This is a genomic window from Streptomyces sp. NPDC012888 (genome assembly GCF_042900645.1).
Classification (GTDB): Bacteria; Actinomycetota; Actinomycetes; order Streptomycetales; family Streptomycetaceae; genus Streptomyces.
Genome location: NZ_JBIBBM010000002.1, coordinates 432,385 through 448,631, shown reverse-complemented (window position 1 = coordinate 448,631; position 16,247 = coordinate 432,385). Strand labels below are relative to the sequence as shown.

Here is a 16,247-nt window from a genome sequence, read left to right as displayed (position 1 = left end):
GGTTACCTGTTGGGCACGCACAGTGACGTCTCGGTCACTCTGCGCAGCAGGAGCCCGTGCGATAGCGCGGTTTCGCCGGTGTCGAGTGCCGCTTCTCCATCAACCGGCCCCCTCTCCCGGGGGCCGGACATCCGTGAGGGCGTACGGTCCCAGGGCTCGCCACAGTACTCCATTCGGGCCACCTGGGTGGACCGCCGCGCCGCCGAACTTGTCCGGCGCCAGGGGAGTTGGCTGCCCCGGTGCCCGTACGCCCCTTGGTGGGCGGGCGGTTCGGGGTGTCTTGGTTCACAGAATCCGCAGAAGTGGAACTATCCGTTTCGCCCATCTGTCAGTAACTGCTGTAAGCGGTGAAGCAGGGGTTGAGGATGGGTCAGCAGACATCGCGCGGAACGCGGTCGCAGCAGACGGACGGGAAGGACGGCAAGGACGGCAAGGACGGGCGGGACGCCGGAAAGCTCGACCTGAGCGTCGCCCAGGTGGCCGGCAGCTCCCTGGCCACCGTCGCCGCCGCACTGCTCGCCTCGAAGCTCGGCGTGTACGGGACGATCCTCGGCGCCGGCGTCGTCAGCGTCGTCGCCACCGCCGGGGGCCCGGTCATCCAGCACCTGTTCCGCCGCACCGGCGACAAGGTGCGGGAGACCGCCCGCCCCAGGGCCCGCCGGGTCCCGGCCGGCCCCGAACCGGCGGACCGGACCATGACGCTCCGGCACCAGACCCCGTCGGGGGCGGAGTACGGCACCGCCACCACCCACGGGACCCGGCTGCGGACCCGCCGGCGTACGGCGGTGGGCGCGGCCGTCGCCTTCGCCGTGGCCGTCGGCGGGATCGGCACGTACGAGGCGGTCGCGGGGACCGCAGTCAGCCGGGACGGCGGCACGATCTTCTCCGGCGGCACCCGCAAGGCGGACCGCGAGCGCCCCGCGCCCGAGCGGCCGGAGCCGGCCCCCGGCGGGGCCGGGCGGTCCGGCGGCGCCCCGCGGTCCCACCCCGCCCCGGATCCGTCCCGGTCCGCCGGGGACCGCGACCCCCGCGGCGACCGCGGCCCCTCGGAGTCCCCCGGGACCGGCGGCACCGGCGGGACGGGCTCTCCCGGCGGGACCGGCCCGGGCCCGACCCCGCCGACCACCTCGCCGACCGCGACCACTCCGCCCGCGCCGCCCGCCACGTCCACCCCGCCCGGCTCGGGCACCCCCGACCCGCGGCGCTCGCCGCAGGGCGGCGGGGGCACCGGAGCCGGGCCGGGCCCGTCGGCGGGCGCCGCCTCCTGAGCCGGACTCAGTCGCCCAGGACCCGCCGCAGGTAGTCGTTGGCGAAGAGCCGGTCCGGGTCCAGCCGGTCGCGGAGCGCGGTGAACTCGCCGAACCTCGGGTAGACCCCGGCGAGGTACTCGGCGTCCCGGGTGTGCACCTTGCCCCAGTGCGGCCGGCCCTCGTACGCGGTGAAGATGCGCTCGGCGGCGGTGAAGTAGGCCTGGTACGGCGTACCCCGGTACATGTGCACCGCGACGTAGGCGGTGTCCCGCCCGGACGCGGTCGACAGGACGATGTCGTCGGCCGGGGCGGTGCGGACCTCCACGGGGAAGCTGATCCGCAGGCCGGATCGGTCCACCACGGCCTTCAGCTCGCGCAGCGCCGGGACCACCCGCTCGCGCGGGAGGGCGTACTCCATCTCCACGAACCGCACCCGGCGGGGGCTGGTGAACACCTTGTACGGGATGTCCGTGTAGGTCCGGGCCGACAGGGCGCGGCTGGCGACCCGGGCGATGGCGGGTATGGCCGAGGGGACGGCCCGGCCCAGCGAGTTGACGGCCTGGAAGACGCCGTTGGACAGCAGCTCGTCCTCGACCCAGGCGCTGACCGGGCCGGGCGGGGCGGCCGGCCCGGCGCTGCGGTTGTTGCGCTTGGTGTTGCAGTTGCCGGTGTGCGGGAACCAGTAGAACTCGAAGTGCTCGTTCTCCGCGAAGTGCTCCTCGAACTCGGCGGTCACCCGGTCGAAGCGCATGGGCTCCTCACGGGCGGTCAGGAAGAACAGCGGTTCCACGGCGAAGGTGATCGAGGTGACCACGCCCAGCGCGCCGATCCCGATCCGCGCGGCCGCGAAGGCCGCGCGTTCCTCTTCGGTCCCCTCCGCCGAGCAGTTCAGCAGCCGGCCGTCCGCCGTGACCAGCTCCAGGGCGCGGATCTGGGCGGCGATCGAGGCGGAGTCGCGGCCGGTGCCGTGGGTGCCGGTGCCGGTGGCGCCGGAGACCGTCTGCTCCATGATGTCGCCCATGTTGGTGAGCGAGAGGCCCTGGGCGGCGAGGGCCCGGTTGAGGTCCTTCAGGACGGTGCCGGCGGCCACCTTCACGGTGCCCGCGGCCCGGTCGAGCTCCAGGATCCCGGCCAGCGCCTGCGGGCGGACCAGCACCCCGTCGGTGGCCGCGGCCGAGGTGAAGGAGTGGCCGGTGCCGACCGCCTTCACCCGCAGCCCCTCCTCGGCGGCCCGGCGGACCGCCTCCTGCAGTTCCCCCACCGTGGCCGGGGTGACCACCCTGGCCGGTGTGGCGGTGACGTTCCCCGCCCAGTTACGCCACGTGCTCCCGTACGTCGTTGCTGTCGCCGTTCCCATCGGTGGCCCGCTCCTCCCCTTGCGCCGGCCCGTTCAGCCGGCGGTAACCCGCGAACCCGACGACCGCCGCGGCGGTCCCCGCCGAGATGGAGACCACGTACCCGGCGCTCGCACCGGAGGCGTCGACCACCCAGCCGGTCACGGAGGAGCCCGCGGCGATGCCGACCGCGAGGCCGGTGCTGATCCACGTCATGCCCTCGGTCAGCTTCGCCGGTGGTACGTGCGCCTCGATCAGGGCCATCGTGGTGATCATCGTGGGAGCGATGGCGAGGCCCGAGACGAAGAGCGCCACGGCCAGAAACGGAAGGTTCCCGGCCAGTAGGAGGGGGATCATACTCACGGCCATCGCACAGATGCCCACCAACCAGCGGAGCTCGGCCTTCCCCTTGAAGTGCAGCAGGCCGAACACGACGCCGGCGAGGCAGGACCCGAAGGCCCAGAGGGCCAGCAGCAGGCCGCCGGTGGACTTGGAGCCCTGCTCCGCGGCGAAGGCCAGGGTGGCGACGTCGGTGGAGCCGAAGATGGCGCCGGTCGCCACGAAGGTGGCCACCAGGACCTGCAGGCCGGGGGAGGTCAGGGCCGAGGAGGTGTCCGTGTCCTTGTCGCGCGGGTGCGGCTCGGGCTCGGTGGACCGCAGGGCGGTCAGCCAGTACACGCCCACCAGCAGGCAGCCGGCCGCGACCAGCGGGCCGGCCTCCGGGAACCAGGCCGCGGAGAGGGTGGCGGCGGCCGGCGGGCCGAGGATGAAGCAGACCTCGTCCATCACGGACTCGAAGGAGTACGCGGTGTGCAGCTTGCGGGAGTCGTCCCGGAACAGGGCGGTCCACCGCGCGCGGACCATCGAGCCGACGCTGGGCACGCAGCCGATGACCACGGCGAACGGGAACAGGGTCCAGTCCGGCCAGCCGCCCGCCGCGGCGAGCAGCAGGCCGGCCACGGCGGCCACGGAGACCAGCGTGGCCGGACGCAGCACCCGGCGCTGGCCGTACTGGTCGACCAGCCGGGAGATCTGCGGGCCGACGGCGGCGGCCGAGAGGGCGATGGTGGCGGTGAGGCCGCCGCCCAGGGCGTAGCTGCCGCCGAGCTCGGTGACCATGGTCAGCACGCCGATGGCGACCATCGCGAGTGGCAGGCGGCCGATGAGGCCGGCCGCGCTGAAGCTCTTGGTGCCGGGGGCCGCGAATATCGCGCCGTAGGGACTGGGCAACTGGCCCTCCGTAAGGGACGTCTTAGGCCCATACAGGTTACGACCGTGGTGAAGGCCCCCGCACGGGAAAAACGGATCGAAAAAGTAAGGGTCACCTTATCTGTGGCCGGGTTAACGGGGGACGGCGGTGGGTGGCAGGATTCGAGACATGTCAGACCAGCTCGCGAACAGCCCGGCCGCCGGAGCCGCCCCGTACGACGCCCTGCTGCTGCTGTCCTTCGGCGGCCCCGAGGGACCCGACGACGTCGTGCCCTTCCTGGAGAACGTCACCCGCGGCCGCGGCATCCCGCGCGAGCGGCTGAAGGAGGTCGGCCGGCACTACTTCGGGTTCGGCGGCGTCAGCCCCATCAACGCGCAGAACCGCGAACTGCTCGACGCGCTCCGCAAGGACTTCGCCGAGCACGGTCTGGACCTGCCGGTGTACTGGGGCAACCGGAACTGGGCGCCGTACCTGGACGACGTGATGCGCGAGATGGCGGCCGACGGGCGCCGCCGCATCGCGGTCCTCGCGACCAGCGCCTACGCCTCGTACTCGGGCTGCCGCCAGTACCGCGAGAACCTGGCCGACGCGCTGGCCCTGCTGGAGGCCGAGGGCTTCGACCTGCCCCGGGTGGACAAGCTGCGGCACTACTTCAACCACCCCGGCTTCGTCGAGCCGATGACCGACGGCGTGCTCGCCTCGCTGGAGTCGCTTCCGGAGGACGTCCGCGACGGCGCCCGGCTGGTCTTCACCACCCATTCGATCCCGACCGCCGCCGCCGACACCTCCGGCCCGGTCGAGGACCACACGGAGGACGGCTTCGGCGGCGCCTACGTCAAGCAGCACCTGGACGTGGCGCAGGTCATCGTGGCCGAGGTCGCCCGGATCACCGGCGTCGACCGGCCCTGGGAGCTGGTCTACCAGTCCCGCAGCGGGGCCCCGCACGTCCCGTGGCTGGAGCCGGACATCTGCGACCGGCTGGAGGACCTGCACGAGGCCGGCGCCCCGGCCGTCGTGATGGTCCCGATCGGCTTCGTCTCGGACCACATGGAGGTCCTGTACGACCTGGACACGGAGGCCACCGCCAAGGCCGCCGAGCTGGGCCTGCCGATCCGGCGCTCGGCGACCGTCGGCGCGGACCCGCGGTTCGCGGCGGCGGTGCGCGACCTGCTCCTGGAGCGGGCCGCGGTCGAGCGCGGCGAGCCGGCGGAGCGGTGCTGGGTGGGCGCGCTGGGCGCCTCCCACGACGTGTGCGCGGTGGGCTGCTGCCCGGCGCGCGCGCCCCGGCCGGCCGCCGCCGGCGCGGACAGTCCCTACGCGTGAGGAGCGTTGCCCGGATGGCACTGACGGAGGCGTTGAAGGCGGAGCTGCTGGAGGTGGCCCTGGAGGCCGCCCGGCGGGCCGGCGAGCTGCTGCGGGACGGGCGGCCGTCGGACCTGTCGGTGGCGGCCACCAAGAGCAGTGCCGTCGACGTGGTGACCGAGATGGACATCGCGGCCGAGAAGCTGATCGCCGGGTTCCTCGCCGAGCGCCGGCCCGGCGACGGCCTGCTGGGCGAGGAGGGCGCCGAGACCGAGGGCACCACCGGCGTCCGCTGGGTCGTGGACCCGCTCGACGGCACCGTGAACTACCTCTACGGCCTACCCGCCTGGGCGGTGTCCATCGCGGCCGAGTACCGGGGCGAGACCGTCGTCGGCGTGGTGGAGGCCCCGCTGCGCCGCGAGACGTACCACGCGGTGCTCGGCCAGGGCGCCTGGCTGGGCGGCGCACGGCTGGCCTGCCGGGCCGCCGCGCCCCTGGACCAGGCGCTGGTGGCCACCGGCTTCGGGTACCTCCAGGCCAGGCGGGCGCACCAGGCGGAGGTCGCGGCGCGGGTCATCCCGCTGGTCCGGGACGTCCGGCGGGGCGGCTCGGCGGCGGTGGACCTGTGCGACGTGGCCTGCGGCCGGCTGGACGGGTACTACGAGCGGGGGCTCAACCCGTGGGACCTGGCCGCGGGGGAGCTGATCGCCCGCGAGGCCGGCGCCGTCACCGGCGGGCGGCCGGGCGAGCCCGCGTCGGGCGAGCTGACGATCGCCGCGACGCCCGCGGTCTTCGGCGCGCTGCAGCCGCTGCTGGAGGAGGCCGGGGCCTGGCACGACGGCACCGCCTGACGCGCGCACCAGGGCGCCCGCGCGTACGGCGTCCGGCCCGGCCGGACCGGGCCTGCGAAACACCGGGCCCCGCCCGCGCCCTTCCGGGGCGGGCGGGGCCCGGTCGTCGTGCCCGGCGGGGCCGGGTCAGGCGGCGTTGACCCGGACGCCGTGCTCCGCCGCGAGGCGGTGCAGGTCGTCCAGCTCGGCCTGTTCGACCTCGGCGAGGAAGTCGTCGCCCGTTGCCCGGGCCCGGCTCAGGTCCGACTGCGTGGTGTGGATGCGGTGGAGCAGGCCCGCGGTGAATGCGTCCATGGTGTTTGCGCCCCCTCTTCGTGGCACGGAGGTGTCCGGGAGGTAGGTGATCGGGATGGGATGTGCTGACGTCCTCCCCGCCACCCAGGGCGCAGAAACCTCCCGAGCCCTGGGAATCCCCGATTCCACGGTCCCGGGCCCCCGTACGTCGACTTACAGCCGGTTTACCGCCGAAACAGGCAGGATGGTTGGCGTAAACGACTCTGCCCGCCCGGGCACCTTGGGAAGGAAAAGACGTGCGCGTACTCGTCGTCGAGGACGAGCAGCTGCTCGCCGATGCGGTGGCCACCGGACTGCGCCGGGAGGCCATGGCCGTCGACGTCGTGTACGACGGCGCGGCCGCCCTGGAGCGCGTCGGCGTCAACGACTACGACGTGGTCGTCCTGGACCGCGACCTCCCGCTGGTCCACGGCGACGACGTCTGCCGGAAGATCGTCGAGCTGGGCATGCCCACCCGCGTGCTGATGCTGACCGCCTCCGGCGACGTGAGCGACCGGGTGGAGGGCCTGGAGCTCGGCGCGGACGACTACCTGCCAAAGCCCTTCGCCTTCACCGAGCTGACCGCCCGGGTGCGCGCGCTCGGCCGGCGCACCACCGTCGCGCTGCCGCCCGTGCTGGAACGGGCCGGCATCAAGCTGGACCCCAACCGCCGCGAGGTCTTCCGGGAGGGCCGGGAGGTGCAGCTGGCGCCCAAGGAGTTCGCGGTGCTGGAGGTGCTGATGCGCAGTGAGGGCACTGTGGTCTCCGCCGAGCAGCTGCTGGAGAAGGCGTGGGACGAGAACACCGACCCGTTCACCAACGTGGTGCGGGTGACCGTGATGACGCTGCGGCGCAAGCTGGGCGAACCGCCGGTCATCGTGACCGTCCCGGGCTCCGGATACCGGATCTGACGCGGATGGCCACGACTCCGGTGCCACCCGAGGCGCCGCCGAAACCGACCTGGGACCCCGGCCAGCCCGAGGGTCCCTTCCCTTGGCTGAGACCGACCATCCGGATAAGGCTCACGCTGCTCTACGGCGGCATGTTCCTGATCGCCGGGATCCTGCTGCTGTCGATCATCTACCTGCTGGCCGCTCAGACGATGCGGGTCGGCAGCCCGCCGCCGTTCAAGATCGTCGGCGGTCAGGACGTGACCGTCACCAGCAGCACCTGCCCGGCCGTCGACCTGGTCAAGACCGTCCGGGAGCTCAACGAGGCCGTCGCCGCCTGCATGGACGTCCAGCGCAGGCACGCCCTGGACGACCTGCTCAGCCGGTCCCTGATGGCCCTGCTCGGCCTGTCGATCATCGCCTTCGCCTTCGGTTACGCGATGGCCGGCCGGGTGCTCTCCCCGCTCGGGAAGATCACCCGGACCGCCCGCCGGGTGGTCGGCTCGGACCTGACCCGGCGGATCGAGCTGGACGGCCCGGACGACGAGCTCAAGGAGCTCGCCGACACCTTCGACGAGATGCTGGACCGGCTGGAGCGCGCCTTCACCGCCCAGCAGCGGTTCGTGGCCAACGCCTCGCACGAGCTGCGGACCCCGCTGGCGATCAACCGCACCCTGCTGGAGGTGCACCTGTCCGATCCCGGTGCGCCGGTGGAGCTCCAGCAGCTGGGCAAGACCCTGCTCGCCACCAACGAGCGCAGCGAACAGCTGGTCGAAGGCCTGCTGCTGCTCGCCCGCAGCGAGAACCAGATCGTCGAGCGCAAGCCGGTGGACCTGGCGGAGGTGGCCTCGCGCGCCATCGACCAGGCGCGGGGCGAGGCCGAGGCGAAGGGCGTGGAGATCCGCGGCGAGCGGGCGCCGGCGGTGGTCCAGGGCAACGGCGTGCTGCTGGAACGGATCGCCCTCAACCTGGTCCAGAACGCCGTGCGCTACAACGTGCCGGAGGACGGCTGGGTGGAGGTGACCACCGAGGTCGCGCACGGCCAGGCGGTGCTGATGGTCTCGAACACCGGGCCGGTGGTTCCCGCGTACGAGATCGACAACCTCTTCGAGCCCTTCAGACGCCTGCGTACGGAGCGGACGGGCAGTGACAAGGGTGTCGGCCTGGGGCTGTCCATCGCGCGCTCCGTGGCGCGCGCACACGGCGGCCGGATCCACGCCGAGCCGCGCGAGGGGGGTGGCCTGGTGATGCGCGTCACCCTGCCGATCTGATGGAGCCCCCTTGTTCGCTCCCGGCTGAAACGGGGCGCCCCAGTGGTGGCTGGAAGCTGTGTGATCGATCACATTTGCGAGTGCCCACCCCTGTACGTTCCGTCACCCCCGAGGTCCCGAAAGCCCGGGAAAGTCCGGGTTTCCGGGGCCCCGAACGGCGGAAAATAGACGGGGTGGCGCTTGTGCACTCCGGCACGCCGACCGTGTACGGTCCCGCTCGACATATCGGCCCATCGCTCCTTCAGGCGTGCGGCTGGGTGTCGATTGAGTAACAGACCTTGATGTGAGGCAAAATCTCCGCCTCAGGTCGGGCACAAGTCCGGCCTCTCGCGCGTTACGTGCGCTGAGACACCGCTAACACCCAGAGGGGGAGAGCGACAAATGGCAACGGACTACGACACCCCACGCAAGACCGACGACGATGTCGACAACGACAGCATCGAAGAGCTGAAGGCGCGCCGGAACGAGAAGTCGTCCTCGGCCGTGGACGTCGACGACTTCGACGCCGTCGAGGGCCTGGAGCTGCCGGGTGCGGACCTCTCCAACGAGGAGCTGGCCGTCCGGGTGCTGCCCAAGCAGGCCGACGAGTTCACCTGCATGAGCTGCTTCCTGGTGCACCACCGCAGCCAGCTGGCCCGCGAGAAGAACGGCCAGCCGATCTGCCGCGACTGCGACTGAGGCTGCAGGCCGTGACAGGCGCGACGCCGCCCCGCAAGCGGTTCTTCCGCAAGAAGGGTGACCAGGCGGAGACGTACGCGGAAGCCACGGGCCCGGCAACGGGCCACGGGTCCCCGACCGTGCCCGCCCTCCCGGACGGCAGCACGGCGGAGGTTCCGCACGACCCCGCGCTGCCCGAGGACCCGGAGGCCCGGCGGAAGCCGGCCGGGCGCCGGATCGAAGCCGTCCGGGCCGGCGTGCGCAAGGGTGGTGAGGGTGCCAGAGCCGTCGCCCTCTACATCACCGACCGCGTCATCGAGAACGCCCCGCGCGTTCCCGTACGGGACCTGGCGACGCTGCGCGCCCAGTTCCCGGGACTCGGCCCCGATCAGCTGGCCGACAAGCTGATCGCCGGCGCCGCAAACAGCAGCTCCACCGTGGGCGCGGGCATCGGCGCGGCCGCGATGCTCCCCGTACCGCCCGCCCTGCCCGCGGAGCTGGCGGCCGAGATCACCGGGGTCGCCGCGATCGAGCTCAAACTGATCGCCGAACTCCACGAGGTCTACGGCCTGCGCCCGCCCGGCAACCTCAAGGAGCGCAGCTTCGCCTACCTGACGGCGTGGACGGAGGAGCGGGGCGTCGACCTCACCAAGCCCACCACGCTCAACGCCGCCCTCGGCGGCCAGATGAAGCGGGAACTGCGCCAGCAGATCACCAAGCGGATGTTCCGGAACCTGCCGAACCTGATGCCGTTCATGGTGGGTGCGGCCGTGGGCGCGGTGATGAACCGCCGCGACACCAGGAAGCTCGCCGAGAAGATCCGCACCGACCTGCGCCGCCGCGCCGTGCCCTGGGACGCCCTGGAGGCCCTGCCGCCCCTGGAGCAGCCCGCCGACCCGCTCATCGCCCCGCGGCCGCCCAAGGGCCTGGAAGGGCCCGCCTGACCGGCGACCCCCAACCCCTGACCCCCAAGCCCCCGGCCCGCGACACGCGGCACGCCCCGGCGGCGGTCAGGCCGTGGCCGCCTGCTCCTTCGCCGCGCGCAGCGCCGCGGCCAGCGCCTCCGGCTCCCGCGAGGACAGGTACACGTACGGGGTCGGGTCGGCCGGGTCGGTGACCTCCACCCGCACCGCCGTCGGCACGTAGCTCCGCATCACCATGAACGCCCGGCTGTCCGCCTTGTACGTGCGCCAGGCGCGCGCCTCCTCCGCGTCCAGCACCTCGGGTTCGCCCAGCGCCGACACCGGGATCCGGGCGTCGCCGGCTGCCAGCGCACCGTTCACCACCCGCACCCGCGCGGACCCGTACGAGCTGACCAGCAGACCGGCCAGGGCCGTCCCGCCGACCAGTCCGGCCAGCAGCGGGAGGGTCCCGAGCGGCAGCATCATCAGGGCGCACGCCAGGCCGAGCAGTACGGAGATGCCCCACCAGGCGCGGGGGGCGGTCAGGCGTTCGTCGTGGTGCGCGGGGGAGAGCTGCATGACCACAAGCTTGGCACGGGGCGACCGGCGGGTAGCCGCGCGGGTAAGGTCTGCGCCTGTGAGTGGACGAATTCCAAGCCTGACGCCGCCGGCCGACGCCACGGCACCGGTCCGGCACCCCGACGCCCCGGCCCCCGGGGAGCTCCTCGGGGCGCACTACGACCACTGTTTCGGCTGCGGCGGCGGGCAGCCCCACGGGCTGCACCTGGAGGCCCGGGCCGGCGAGGGTGTCAGCGTCACCGCCGAGTTCACCGTCAGGCCCGCCCACCAGGGTGCCCCCGGCCTCGCCCACGGCGGCGTGCTGGCCACCGCCCTCGACGAGACCCTCGGCTCGCTGAACTGGCTGCTGCGGGTCATCGCGGTCACCGGACGGCTGGAGACCGACTACCTGCGGCCGGTCCCGGTCGACACCGTGCTGCACCTCTCCGCCGAGGTCACCGCCGTGGCCGGCCGGAAGATCTACTGCTCCGCCGTGGGCCGCATCGGTGGCCCGGACGGCCCCGTCGCCGTGCGCGCCGAGGCCCTCTTCATAGAGGTCAAGGTCGACCACTTCATCGACAACGGCCGGCCCGAGGAGATCCGGGCGGCCATGGCCGACCCGGACCAGGTCCGGCGCGCCCGCGCCTTCGAGGTGAACCCCTGATGTCCGTGAACCACGCCCCCGTCGACGTACTCATCCGCCGGATCGACCCGGAGGTGCCGATTCCGGCGTACGGTCATCCCGGCGACGCCGGCTGCGACCTGGTCACCACCGAGGCCGCGGAGCTCGCCCCCGGCGAGCGGACCGTGCTGCCCACCGGGATCTCCATCGCCCTGCCCGACGGCTACGCGGCCTTCGTGCACCCGCGTTCGGGGCTCGCTGCCCGGTGCGGGCTCGCGCTCGTGAATGCCCCGGGGACGGTGGATGCCGGGTACCGTGGGGAGATCAAGGTGATCGTGGTCAATCTCGACCCGCGCGACAGCGTCCGGTTCGAGCGCTTCGACCGCATTGCCCAGCTGGTTGTCCAGCGGGTCGAGAAGGTTCGCTTCCACGAGGTCGCGGAACTTCCCGGCTCGGCACGGGCCGAGGGGGGTTTCGGCTCCACCGGCGGTCATGCGGCTGTGGCCGGAAACGGCGCTGGTCAGCAGGGTGGGAATGGCTACGCTTCGGTCGTATCCGACCGGGAAGGACAGTGACGTGTTCGGACGTCGCAAGAAGAACAGCTCCGTCAAGGACGGTGGCGCGGCCGAGCGGGTCGCGGGCGGCGCCGGGGCGGAGGAGCGTGAGTACACCGAGGCCGACGAGCTCGCCACCACTGGCGGGCAGCGCCGGGTGAACCTGCCGCCGGCCCCCCGGCCGGACGGCCCGTGGGACGTCTCCGAGGTGCCCGGCGACCCGGCCGAGGGCCGCGTCGACCTCGGCGGCATCTTCGTACCGGGCGTCGAGGGCATGGAACTGCGGGTGGAGGTCGCCGGGGACGCGATCGTCGCCGCGACCGTCGTCCTGCGGGACAGCGCCGTGCAGCTCCAGGCCTTCGCCGCGCCCAAGAAGGAAGGCATCTGGGGTGAGGTCCGCGAGGAGATCGCCTCGGGCATCACCCAGCAGGGCGGCCTCATCGACGAGGTGGAGGGCCCGCTGGGCTGGGAGCTGCGCGCGCAGGTCCCGGTCCCGCTGCCGGACGGCAGCCGGGGCGCCCAGCTGGTGCGCTTCGTGGGCGTCGACGGTCCCCGCTGGTTCCTCCGCGGGGTGATCTCGGGTCAGGGCGCCGTGCAGCCGGAGTCGGCGGGCCTGCTGGAGGCGATCTTCCGCGACACCGTGGTCGTCCGTGGTGACGGCCCGATGGCCCCCCGCGACCCGATCGTCCTGAAGCTGCCGAACGACGCCCAGATGGTGCCGGACGGCGTGCAGACCGAGGACCAGGAGGGCTCCCGCTTCTCCGGCGGCATGGGCCAGCTGGAGCGCGGCCCGGAGATCACCGAGGTCCGCTGAGGCAGGGCGAGGCACGGCCGGGCCGCACTCCGATATGCCCGGAGTGCGGCCCGTCGGCACGCATGTACGAGAATGAGCGCATGCGACGCGGCAGCCTTCGGATCTATCTCGGTGCGGCGCCGGGGGTGGGCAAGACCTACGCGATGCTCGGCGAGGCCCACCGGAGAGTGGAGCGGGGCGCCGACGTCGTCGTCGGCTTCGTGGAGCACCACGGCCGGCCGCGGACCGAGGTGATGCTCCACGGGCTGGAGACGGTGCCCCGGCGGGAGCTCGAGTACCGGGGAGCCGCGTTCGCCGAGATGGACGTGGACGCCGTCCTCGCCCGCGGGCCGGCCGTGGCGCTGGTGGACGAGCTGGCCCACACCAACGTGCCCGGCTCCCGGAACGCCAAGCGGTGGCAGGACGTCGAGGAGCTGCTGCGGGCCGGCATCGACGTGATCTCCACCGTCAACATCCAGCACCTCGAGTCCCTCGGGGACGTGGTGGAGTCGATCACCGGAGTCCGGCAGCGGGAGACCGTCCCGGACGAGGTGGTGCGGCGGGCCGACCAGATCGAGCTGGTCGACATGTCGCCACAGGCGCTGCGGCGGCGGATGGCGCACGGCAACGTGTACACGGCGGACCGGGTGGACGCGGCCCTGTCCAACTACTTCCGCCCCGGCAACCTCACCGCCCTGCGGGAGCTGGCGCTGCTGTGGACGGCCGACCGGGCCGACGAGTACCTGCGCGAGTACCGGGGCGAGCACGGCATCCGCTCCACCTGGCAGGCACGGGAGCGGATCGTGGTGGGCCTCACCGGGGGCCCGGAGGGCCGGACCCTGATCCGGCGGGCCGCGCGGCTCGCGGAGAAGGGCGCCGGCGGCGAGGTCCTGGCCGTCTACGTGGCCGGCAGCGACGGACTGACCGCTGCCTCGCCCAAGGAGCTGGCCGTCCAGCGGACCCTGGTCGAGGACCTCGGCGGAACGTTTCACCATGTGATCGGGGACGACGTCCCCAGCGCCCTGCTGGAGTTCGCCCGCGGGGTCAACGCCACCCAGATCGTGCTCGGCTCCAGCCGCCGCAAGGCCTGGCAGTACGTCTTCGGGCCCGGCGTCGGCGCGACCGTCGCCCGGGAGTCCGGCCCCGACCTGGACGTGCACATCGTCACCCACGAGGAGGCCGCCCGCGGTCGGCGGCGCGGACTGCCGATGCTCCGCCCGGGCGCCCCGCTGGGCCGCGGCCGGACCCTCGCCGGCTGGGCGGTCGGCGTGGTCTGCCCCCTGCTGCTCGCCGTGCTCCTCGCCCACGTGGACGCCGACCCCGGCCTCGCCAACGAGATGCTGCTGTTCCTGGCGCTGACCGTGGCCGCCGCCCTGCTGGGCGGGCTGCTCCCGGCGCTGGCGTCGGCCTCGCTGGGCTCGCTGCTGCTGAACTACTACTTCGCCCCGCCGCTGTACCGGCTCACCATCTCCGACCCGAAGAACCTCGTGGCGATCGTGGTGTTCTTCTCCGTCGCCGTGTCCGTCGCCTCGGTCGTGGACCTGGCCGCCCGCCGCACCCACCAGGCCGCCCGGCTGCGCGCCGAGTCCGAGATCCTCTCCTTCCTCGCCGGCAGCGTCCTGCGCGGCGAGGACACCCCCGACGCCCTCCTCGAACGCGTCCGCGAAACCTTCACCATGGATTCCGCCGCGCTCCTGGAACGCGCCGGCGAACACGCGCCGTGGACCACGGCGGCCGCCGTCGGCCGGCCCGTCACCCGCCCCGAGGAGGCCGACGTCGACATGCCCGTCGGCGAGAACATGACCCTGGCCCTGTCCGGGCGGGTCCTGCCCGCCGAAGACCGCCGCGTGCTCGGCGCCTTCGCCGCCCAGGCGGCCGCCGCGCTCGACCGCCGGCGCCTCCTCGGCGAGGCCGAGGAAGCCCGCCGGCTCGCCGAGGGCAACCGCATCCGCACCGCCCTGCTGGCCGCCGTCAGCCACGACCTGCGCACCCCGCTCGCCGGGATCAAGGCCTCCGTCACCTCGCTGCGCTCGGAGGACGTCGAGTGGTCGGACGACGACCGGGCCGAGCTGCTGGCCGGCATCGAGGAGGGCGCCGACCGGCTGGCCGCGCTGATCGGCAACCTGCTGGACATGTCCCGCCTCAACACCGGCACCGTCGTGCCCCTGATCCGGGAGACCGACCTGGACGAGGTGGTGCCGATGGCGCTGGGCGGCGTACCGGAGGACAGCGTCCGGCTCGACATCCCGGAGACCCTCCCCATGGTCGCCGTCGACCGCGGCCTGCTGGAGCGGGCCGTCGCCAACATCGTCGAGAACGCCGTCAAGTACAGCCCCGGAGCCCGGCCCGTCCTCGTCACCGCCAGCGCCCACCACGACCGCGTCGAACTCCGCGTCGTCGACCGCGGCCCCGGAGTCCCCGACGAGGCCAAGGAACGCATATTCGAGCCGTTCCAGCGGCACGGCGACGCCCCGCGCGGCACCGGCGTGGGCCTCGGCCTCGCCGTCGCCCGCGGCTTCACCGAGGCCGTCGGCGGCACCCTCGCCGCCGAGGACACCCCCGGCGGGGGCCTCACCATGGTGTTCAGCCTGCGCGCCGCGGCCGTCGCGGCCGCTCCCGACATCCGAGAGAAAGCAGGACCCCGATGACCCGGGTGCTCGTGGTCGAGGACGAGCCGCAGATCGTCCGCGCCCTCGTGATCAACCTCAAGGCGCGCAGGTACGAGGTCGACGCGGCGCCCGACGGCGCGACCGCCCTGGAGATGGCGGCCGCCCGCCACCCCGACGTGGTCGTCCTCGACCTCGGCCTGCCCGACATGGACGGCGTCGAGGTGATCAGGGGCCTGCGGGGCTGGACCCGGGTCCCGATCGTGGTGCTCTCCGCCCGCCACAGCTCCGACGAGAAGGTCGAAGCCCTGGACGCCGGCGCCGACGACTACGTCACCAAACCCTTCGGCATGGACGAGCTCCTCGCGCGGCTGCGTGCCGCGGTGCGCCGCGCCGAGCCCGTCGGCAGCAGCGCAGGGGAGGAGGAGGTCCAGGTCCGGACCGCCGCGTTCACCGTCGACCTGGCCGCGAAGAAGGCCGTACGGGACGGCCGCGACGTACGCCTGACCCCGACCGAATGGCACCTGCTGGAGGTGCTGGTCCGCAACGGCGGCAAGCTGGTCAGCCAGAGGCAGCTGCTGCGCGAGGTGTGGGGCCCCTCGTACGGCACCGAGACCAACTACCTGCGGGTGTACATGGCGCAGCTGCGGCGCAAGCTGGAGACCGACCCCTCGCACCCCGTGCACTTCATCACGGAACCGGGCATGGGCTACCGCTTCGAGCGTTAGGAGCGCGCCGGTACGCTTCCTGTATGAGTGCTGAACCGCGTCCCGAGAAGCTCGCGAAACCGGCCCGGCCGGCGGGCCGGTTCCGCCGGATGATCGAGCGGCTGTCCTCCTCCCAGGAGGAGCTGCATTCGGCGGAGCTGCAGGAGGACGCAGAAGCCGCGGGATGCACGCGGATCTGCGACTGCCACGACCGGCAGATAGTCAAGGTGACCGGTACGCTGCGCACCGTCACCCTCCGGCCGCGCGCGGGAGTCCCCGCTCTGGAGGCCGAGCTGTTCGACGGCTCGGCCGCGCTGGACGTCGTCTGGCTCGGACGTCGCTCGATCGTGGGAATCGAACCCGGCCGCCGCATGATCGCCTCCGGGCGGATCTCGATGAGCCACGGCCGCCGCGTCCTCTTCAACCCCAGGTACGAACTCCGACCGCTCGGACAGGAGCACTAGCCG

The 16,247-nt window shown here is 73.1% G+C and carries 17 protein-coding genes; 13 read left to right on the top strand and 4 right to left on the bottom strand.

Annotated features, from left to right (window positions below; genetic code table 11):
* Positions 1-365: 365 nt before the first annotated feature.
* Positions 366-1,268, top strand: a complete 903-nt coding sequence (locus ACFY61_RS04390) for a hypothetical protein (protein WP_389466784.1) — start codon at positions 366-368, stop codon at positions 1,266-1,268.
* Between the two features lie 7 nt (positions 1,269-1,275).
* On the opposite strand, the gene ACFY61_RS04385 is transcribed toward ACFY61_RS04390, so the two are convergent.
* Both ACFY61_RS04385 and ACFY61_RS04380 read right to left on the bottom strand, forming a co-directional pair.
* A complete protein-coding gene (locus ACFY61_RS04385) occupies positions 1,276-2,607 on the bottom strand; it encodes a D-arabinono-1,4-lactone oxidase (protein ID WP_389466781.1) in 1,332 nt (443 codons plus the stop codon).
* Positions 2,564-3,814: an MFS transporter gene (locus ACFY61_RS04380; RefSeq protein ID WP_389466778.1), complete on the bottom strand. Its 1,251-nt coding sequence runs from the start codon at positions 3,812-3,814 to the stop codon at positions 2,564-2,566. The genes ACFY61_RS04385 and ACFY61_RS04380 overlap by 44 nt, the downstream gene beginning before the upstream one ends.
* A 148-nt stretch (positions 3,815-3,962) precedes the next feature.
* On the opposite strand from ACFY61_RS04380, the gene ACFY61_RS04375 reads away from it, so the two are divergent.
* Positions 3,963-5,117, top strand: coding sequence for a ferrochelatase (locus tag ACFY61_RS04375; protein WP_389466776.1), 1,155 nt, complete (start codon positions 3,963-3,965; stop codon positions 5,115-5,117).
* Positions 5,118-5,131: 14 nt separating this feature from the next.
* Entirely contained in the window at positions 5,132-5,947 is an 816-nt protein-coding gene (locus ACFY61_RS04370; protein WP_389466774.1) for an inositol monophosphatase family protein, read from the top strand.
* Between the two features lie 126 nt (positions 5,948-6,073).
* Here ACFY61_RS04370 and ACFY61_RS04365 read toward each other — a convergent pair whose 3' ends face one another.
* Complete coding sequence (locus ACFY61_RS04365) at positions 6,074-6,241, bottom strand: hypothetical protein (RefSeq protein ID WP_389466772.1); 168 nt, start codon at positions 6,239-6,241, stop codon at positions 6,074-6,076.
* 236 nt (positions 6,242-6,477) lie between these two features.
* On the opposite strand from ACFY61_RS04365, the gene ACFY61_RS04360 reads away from it, so the two are divergent.
* The 4 genes from ACFY61_RS04360 (at position 6,478) to ACFY61_RS04345 (ending at position 9,982) form a co-directional block, all read left to right on the top strand.
* Positions 6,478-7,131, top strand: coding sequence for a response regulator transcription factor (locus tag ACFY61_RS04360; protein WP_030036265.1), 654 nt, complete (start codon positions 6,478-6,480; stop codon positions 7,129-7,131).
* A gap of 5 nt (positions 7,132-7,136) precedes the next feature.
* Positions 7,137-8,381 (top strand): sensor histidine kinase, encoded by a 1,245-nt coding sequence (locus tag ACFY61_RS04355; RefSeq protein ID WP_389466770.1) that lies wholly within the window; start codon positions 7,137-7,139, stop codon positions 8,379-8,381.
* Positions 8,382-8,762: 381 nt separating this feature from the next.
* Positions 8,763-9,059: a DUF4193 domain-containing protein gene (locus tag ACFY61_RS04350; protein WP_150206939.1), complete on the top strand. Its 297-nt coding sequence runs from the start codon at positions 8,763-8,765 to the stop codon at positions 9,057-9,059.
* An 11-nt stretch (positions 9,060-9,070) separates the two neighbouring features.
* Positions 9,071-9,982 carry a hypothetical protein gene (locus ACFY61_RS04345; RefSeq protein WP_389466768.1) on the top strand — a complete coding sequence of 304 codons (912 nt, stop codon included), beginning with the start codon at positions 9,071-9,073 and terminating at the stop codon, positions 9,980-9,982.
* A gap of 66 nt (positions 9,983-10,048) precedes the next feature.
* Here ACFY61_RS04345 and ACFY61_RS04340 read toward each other — a convergent pair whose 3' ends face one another.
* Positions 10,049-10,519 carry a DUF3093 domain-containing protein gene (locus tag ACFY61_RS04340; RefSeq protein WP_389466765.1) on the bottom strand — a complete coding sequence of 157 codons (471 nt, stop codon included), beginning with the start codon at positions 10,517-10,519 and terminating at the stop codon, positions 10,049-10,051.
* Positions 10,520-10,577: 58 nt separating this feature from the next.
* Here ACFY61_RS04340 and ACFY61_RS04335 point away from each other — a divergent pair, with 58 nt between their 5' ends.
* From ACFY61_RS04335 to ACFY61_RS04310, 6 genes are all read left to right on the top strand, one after another.
* Positions 10,578-11,162 carry a PaaI family thioesterase gene (locus tag ACFY61_RS04335; protein WP_389466764.1) on the top strand — a complete coding sequence of 195 codons (585 nt, stop codon included), beginning with the start codon at positions 10,578-10,580 and terminating at the stop codon, positions 11,160-11,162.
* Entirely contained in the window at positions 11,162-11,695 is a 534-nt protein-coding gene (gene dut / locus ACFY61_RS04330) for a dUTP diphosphatase (RefSeq protein ID WP_389466762.1), read from the top strand. The genes ACFY61_RS04335 and dut overlap by 1 nt, the downstream gene beginning before the upstream one ends.
* 1 nt (position 11,696) lies before the next feature.
* Entirely contained in the window at positions 11,697-12,488 is a 792-nt protein-coding gene (locus tag ACFY61_RS04325; protein WP_389466760.1) for a DUF3710 domain-containing protein, read from the top strand.
* Positions 12,489-12,568: 80 nt separating this feature from the next.
* On the top strand, positions 12,569-15,115 hold the full coding sequence (locus tag ACFY61_RS04320) for an ATP-binding protein (protein WP_389466758.1): 2,547 nt from the start codon (positions 12,569-12,571) through the stop codon (positions 15,113-15,115).
* Positions 15,112-15,801, top strand: coding sequence for a response regulator (locus ACFY61_RS04315; RefSeq protein ID WP_389466755.1), 690 nt, complete (start codon positions 15,112-15,114; stop codon positions 15,799-15,801). The genes ACFY61_RS04320 and ACFY61_RS04315 overlap by 4 nt, the downstream gene beginning before the upstream one ends.
* Before the next feature lie 23 nt (positions 15,802-15,824).
* Positions 15,825-16,244 carry an OB-fold nucleic acid binding domain-containing protein gene (locus ACFY61_RS04310; protein ID WP_389466753.1) on the top strand — a complete coding sequence of 140 codons (420 nt, stop codon included), beginning with the start codon at positions 15,825-15,827 and terminating at the stop codon, positions 16,242-16,244.
* Positions 16,245-16,247 lie beyond the last annotated feature (3 nt).

What these genes read in the sequence shown, in the direction of transcription:
- ACFY61_RS04310 (WP_389466753.1), top strand. Translation starts at nt 15,825, where the DNA reads ATGAGTGCTGAACCGCGTCCCGAGAAGCTCGCGAAACCGGCCCGGCCG.
- ACFY61_RS04355 (WP_389466770.1), top strand. Translation starts at nt 7,137, where the DNA reads ATGGCCACGACTCCGGTGCCACCCGAGGCGCCGCCGAAACCGACCTGG.
- ACFY61_RS04370 (WP_389466774.1), top strand. Translation starts at nt 5,132, where the DNA reads ATGGCACTGACGGAGGCGTTGAAGGCGGAGCTGCTGGAGGTGGCCCTG.
- ACFY61_RS04365 (WP_389466772.1), bottom strand. Translation starts at nt 6,241, where the DNA reads ATGGACGCATTCACCGCGGGCCTGCTCCACCGCATCCACACCACGCAG.
- ACFY61_RS04340 (WP_389466765.1), bottom strand. Translation starts at nt 10,519, where the DNA reads ATGCAGCTCTCCCCCGCGCACCACGACGAACGCCTGACCGCCCCCCGC.
- ACFY61_RS04350 (WP_150206939.1), top strand. Translation starts at nt 8,763, where the DNA reads ATGGCAACGGACTACGACACCCCACGCAAGACCGACGACGATGTCGAC.
- ACFY61_RS04375 (WP_389466776.1), top strand. Translation starts at nt 3,963, where the DNA reads ATGTCAGACCAGCTCGCGAACAGCCCGGCCGCCGGAGCCGCCCCGTAC.
- ACFY61_RS04390 (WP_389466784.1), top strand. Translation starts at nt 366, where the DNA reads ATGGGTCAGCAGACATCGCGCGGAACGCGGTCGCAGCAGACGGACGGG.
- ACFY61_RS04320 (WP_389466758.1), top strand. Translation starts at nt 12,569, where the DNA reads ATGCGACGCGGCAGCCTTCGGATCTATCTCGGTGCGGCGCCGGGGGTG.
- ACFY61_RS04315 (WP_389466755.1), top strand. Translation starts at nt 15,112, where the DNA reads ATGACCCGGGTGCTCGTGGTCGAGGACGAGCCGCAGATCGTCCGCGCC.
- ACFY61_RS04385 (WP_389466781.1), bottom strand. Translation starts at nt 2,607, where the DNA reads ATGGGAACGGCGACAGCAACGACGTACGGGAGCACGTGGCGTAACTGG.
- dut (WP_389466762.1), top strand. Translation starts at nt 11,162, where the DNA reads ATGTCCGTGAACCACGCCCCCGTCGACGTACTCATCCGCCGGATCGAC.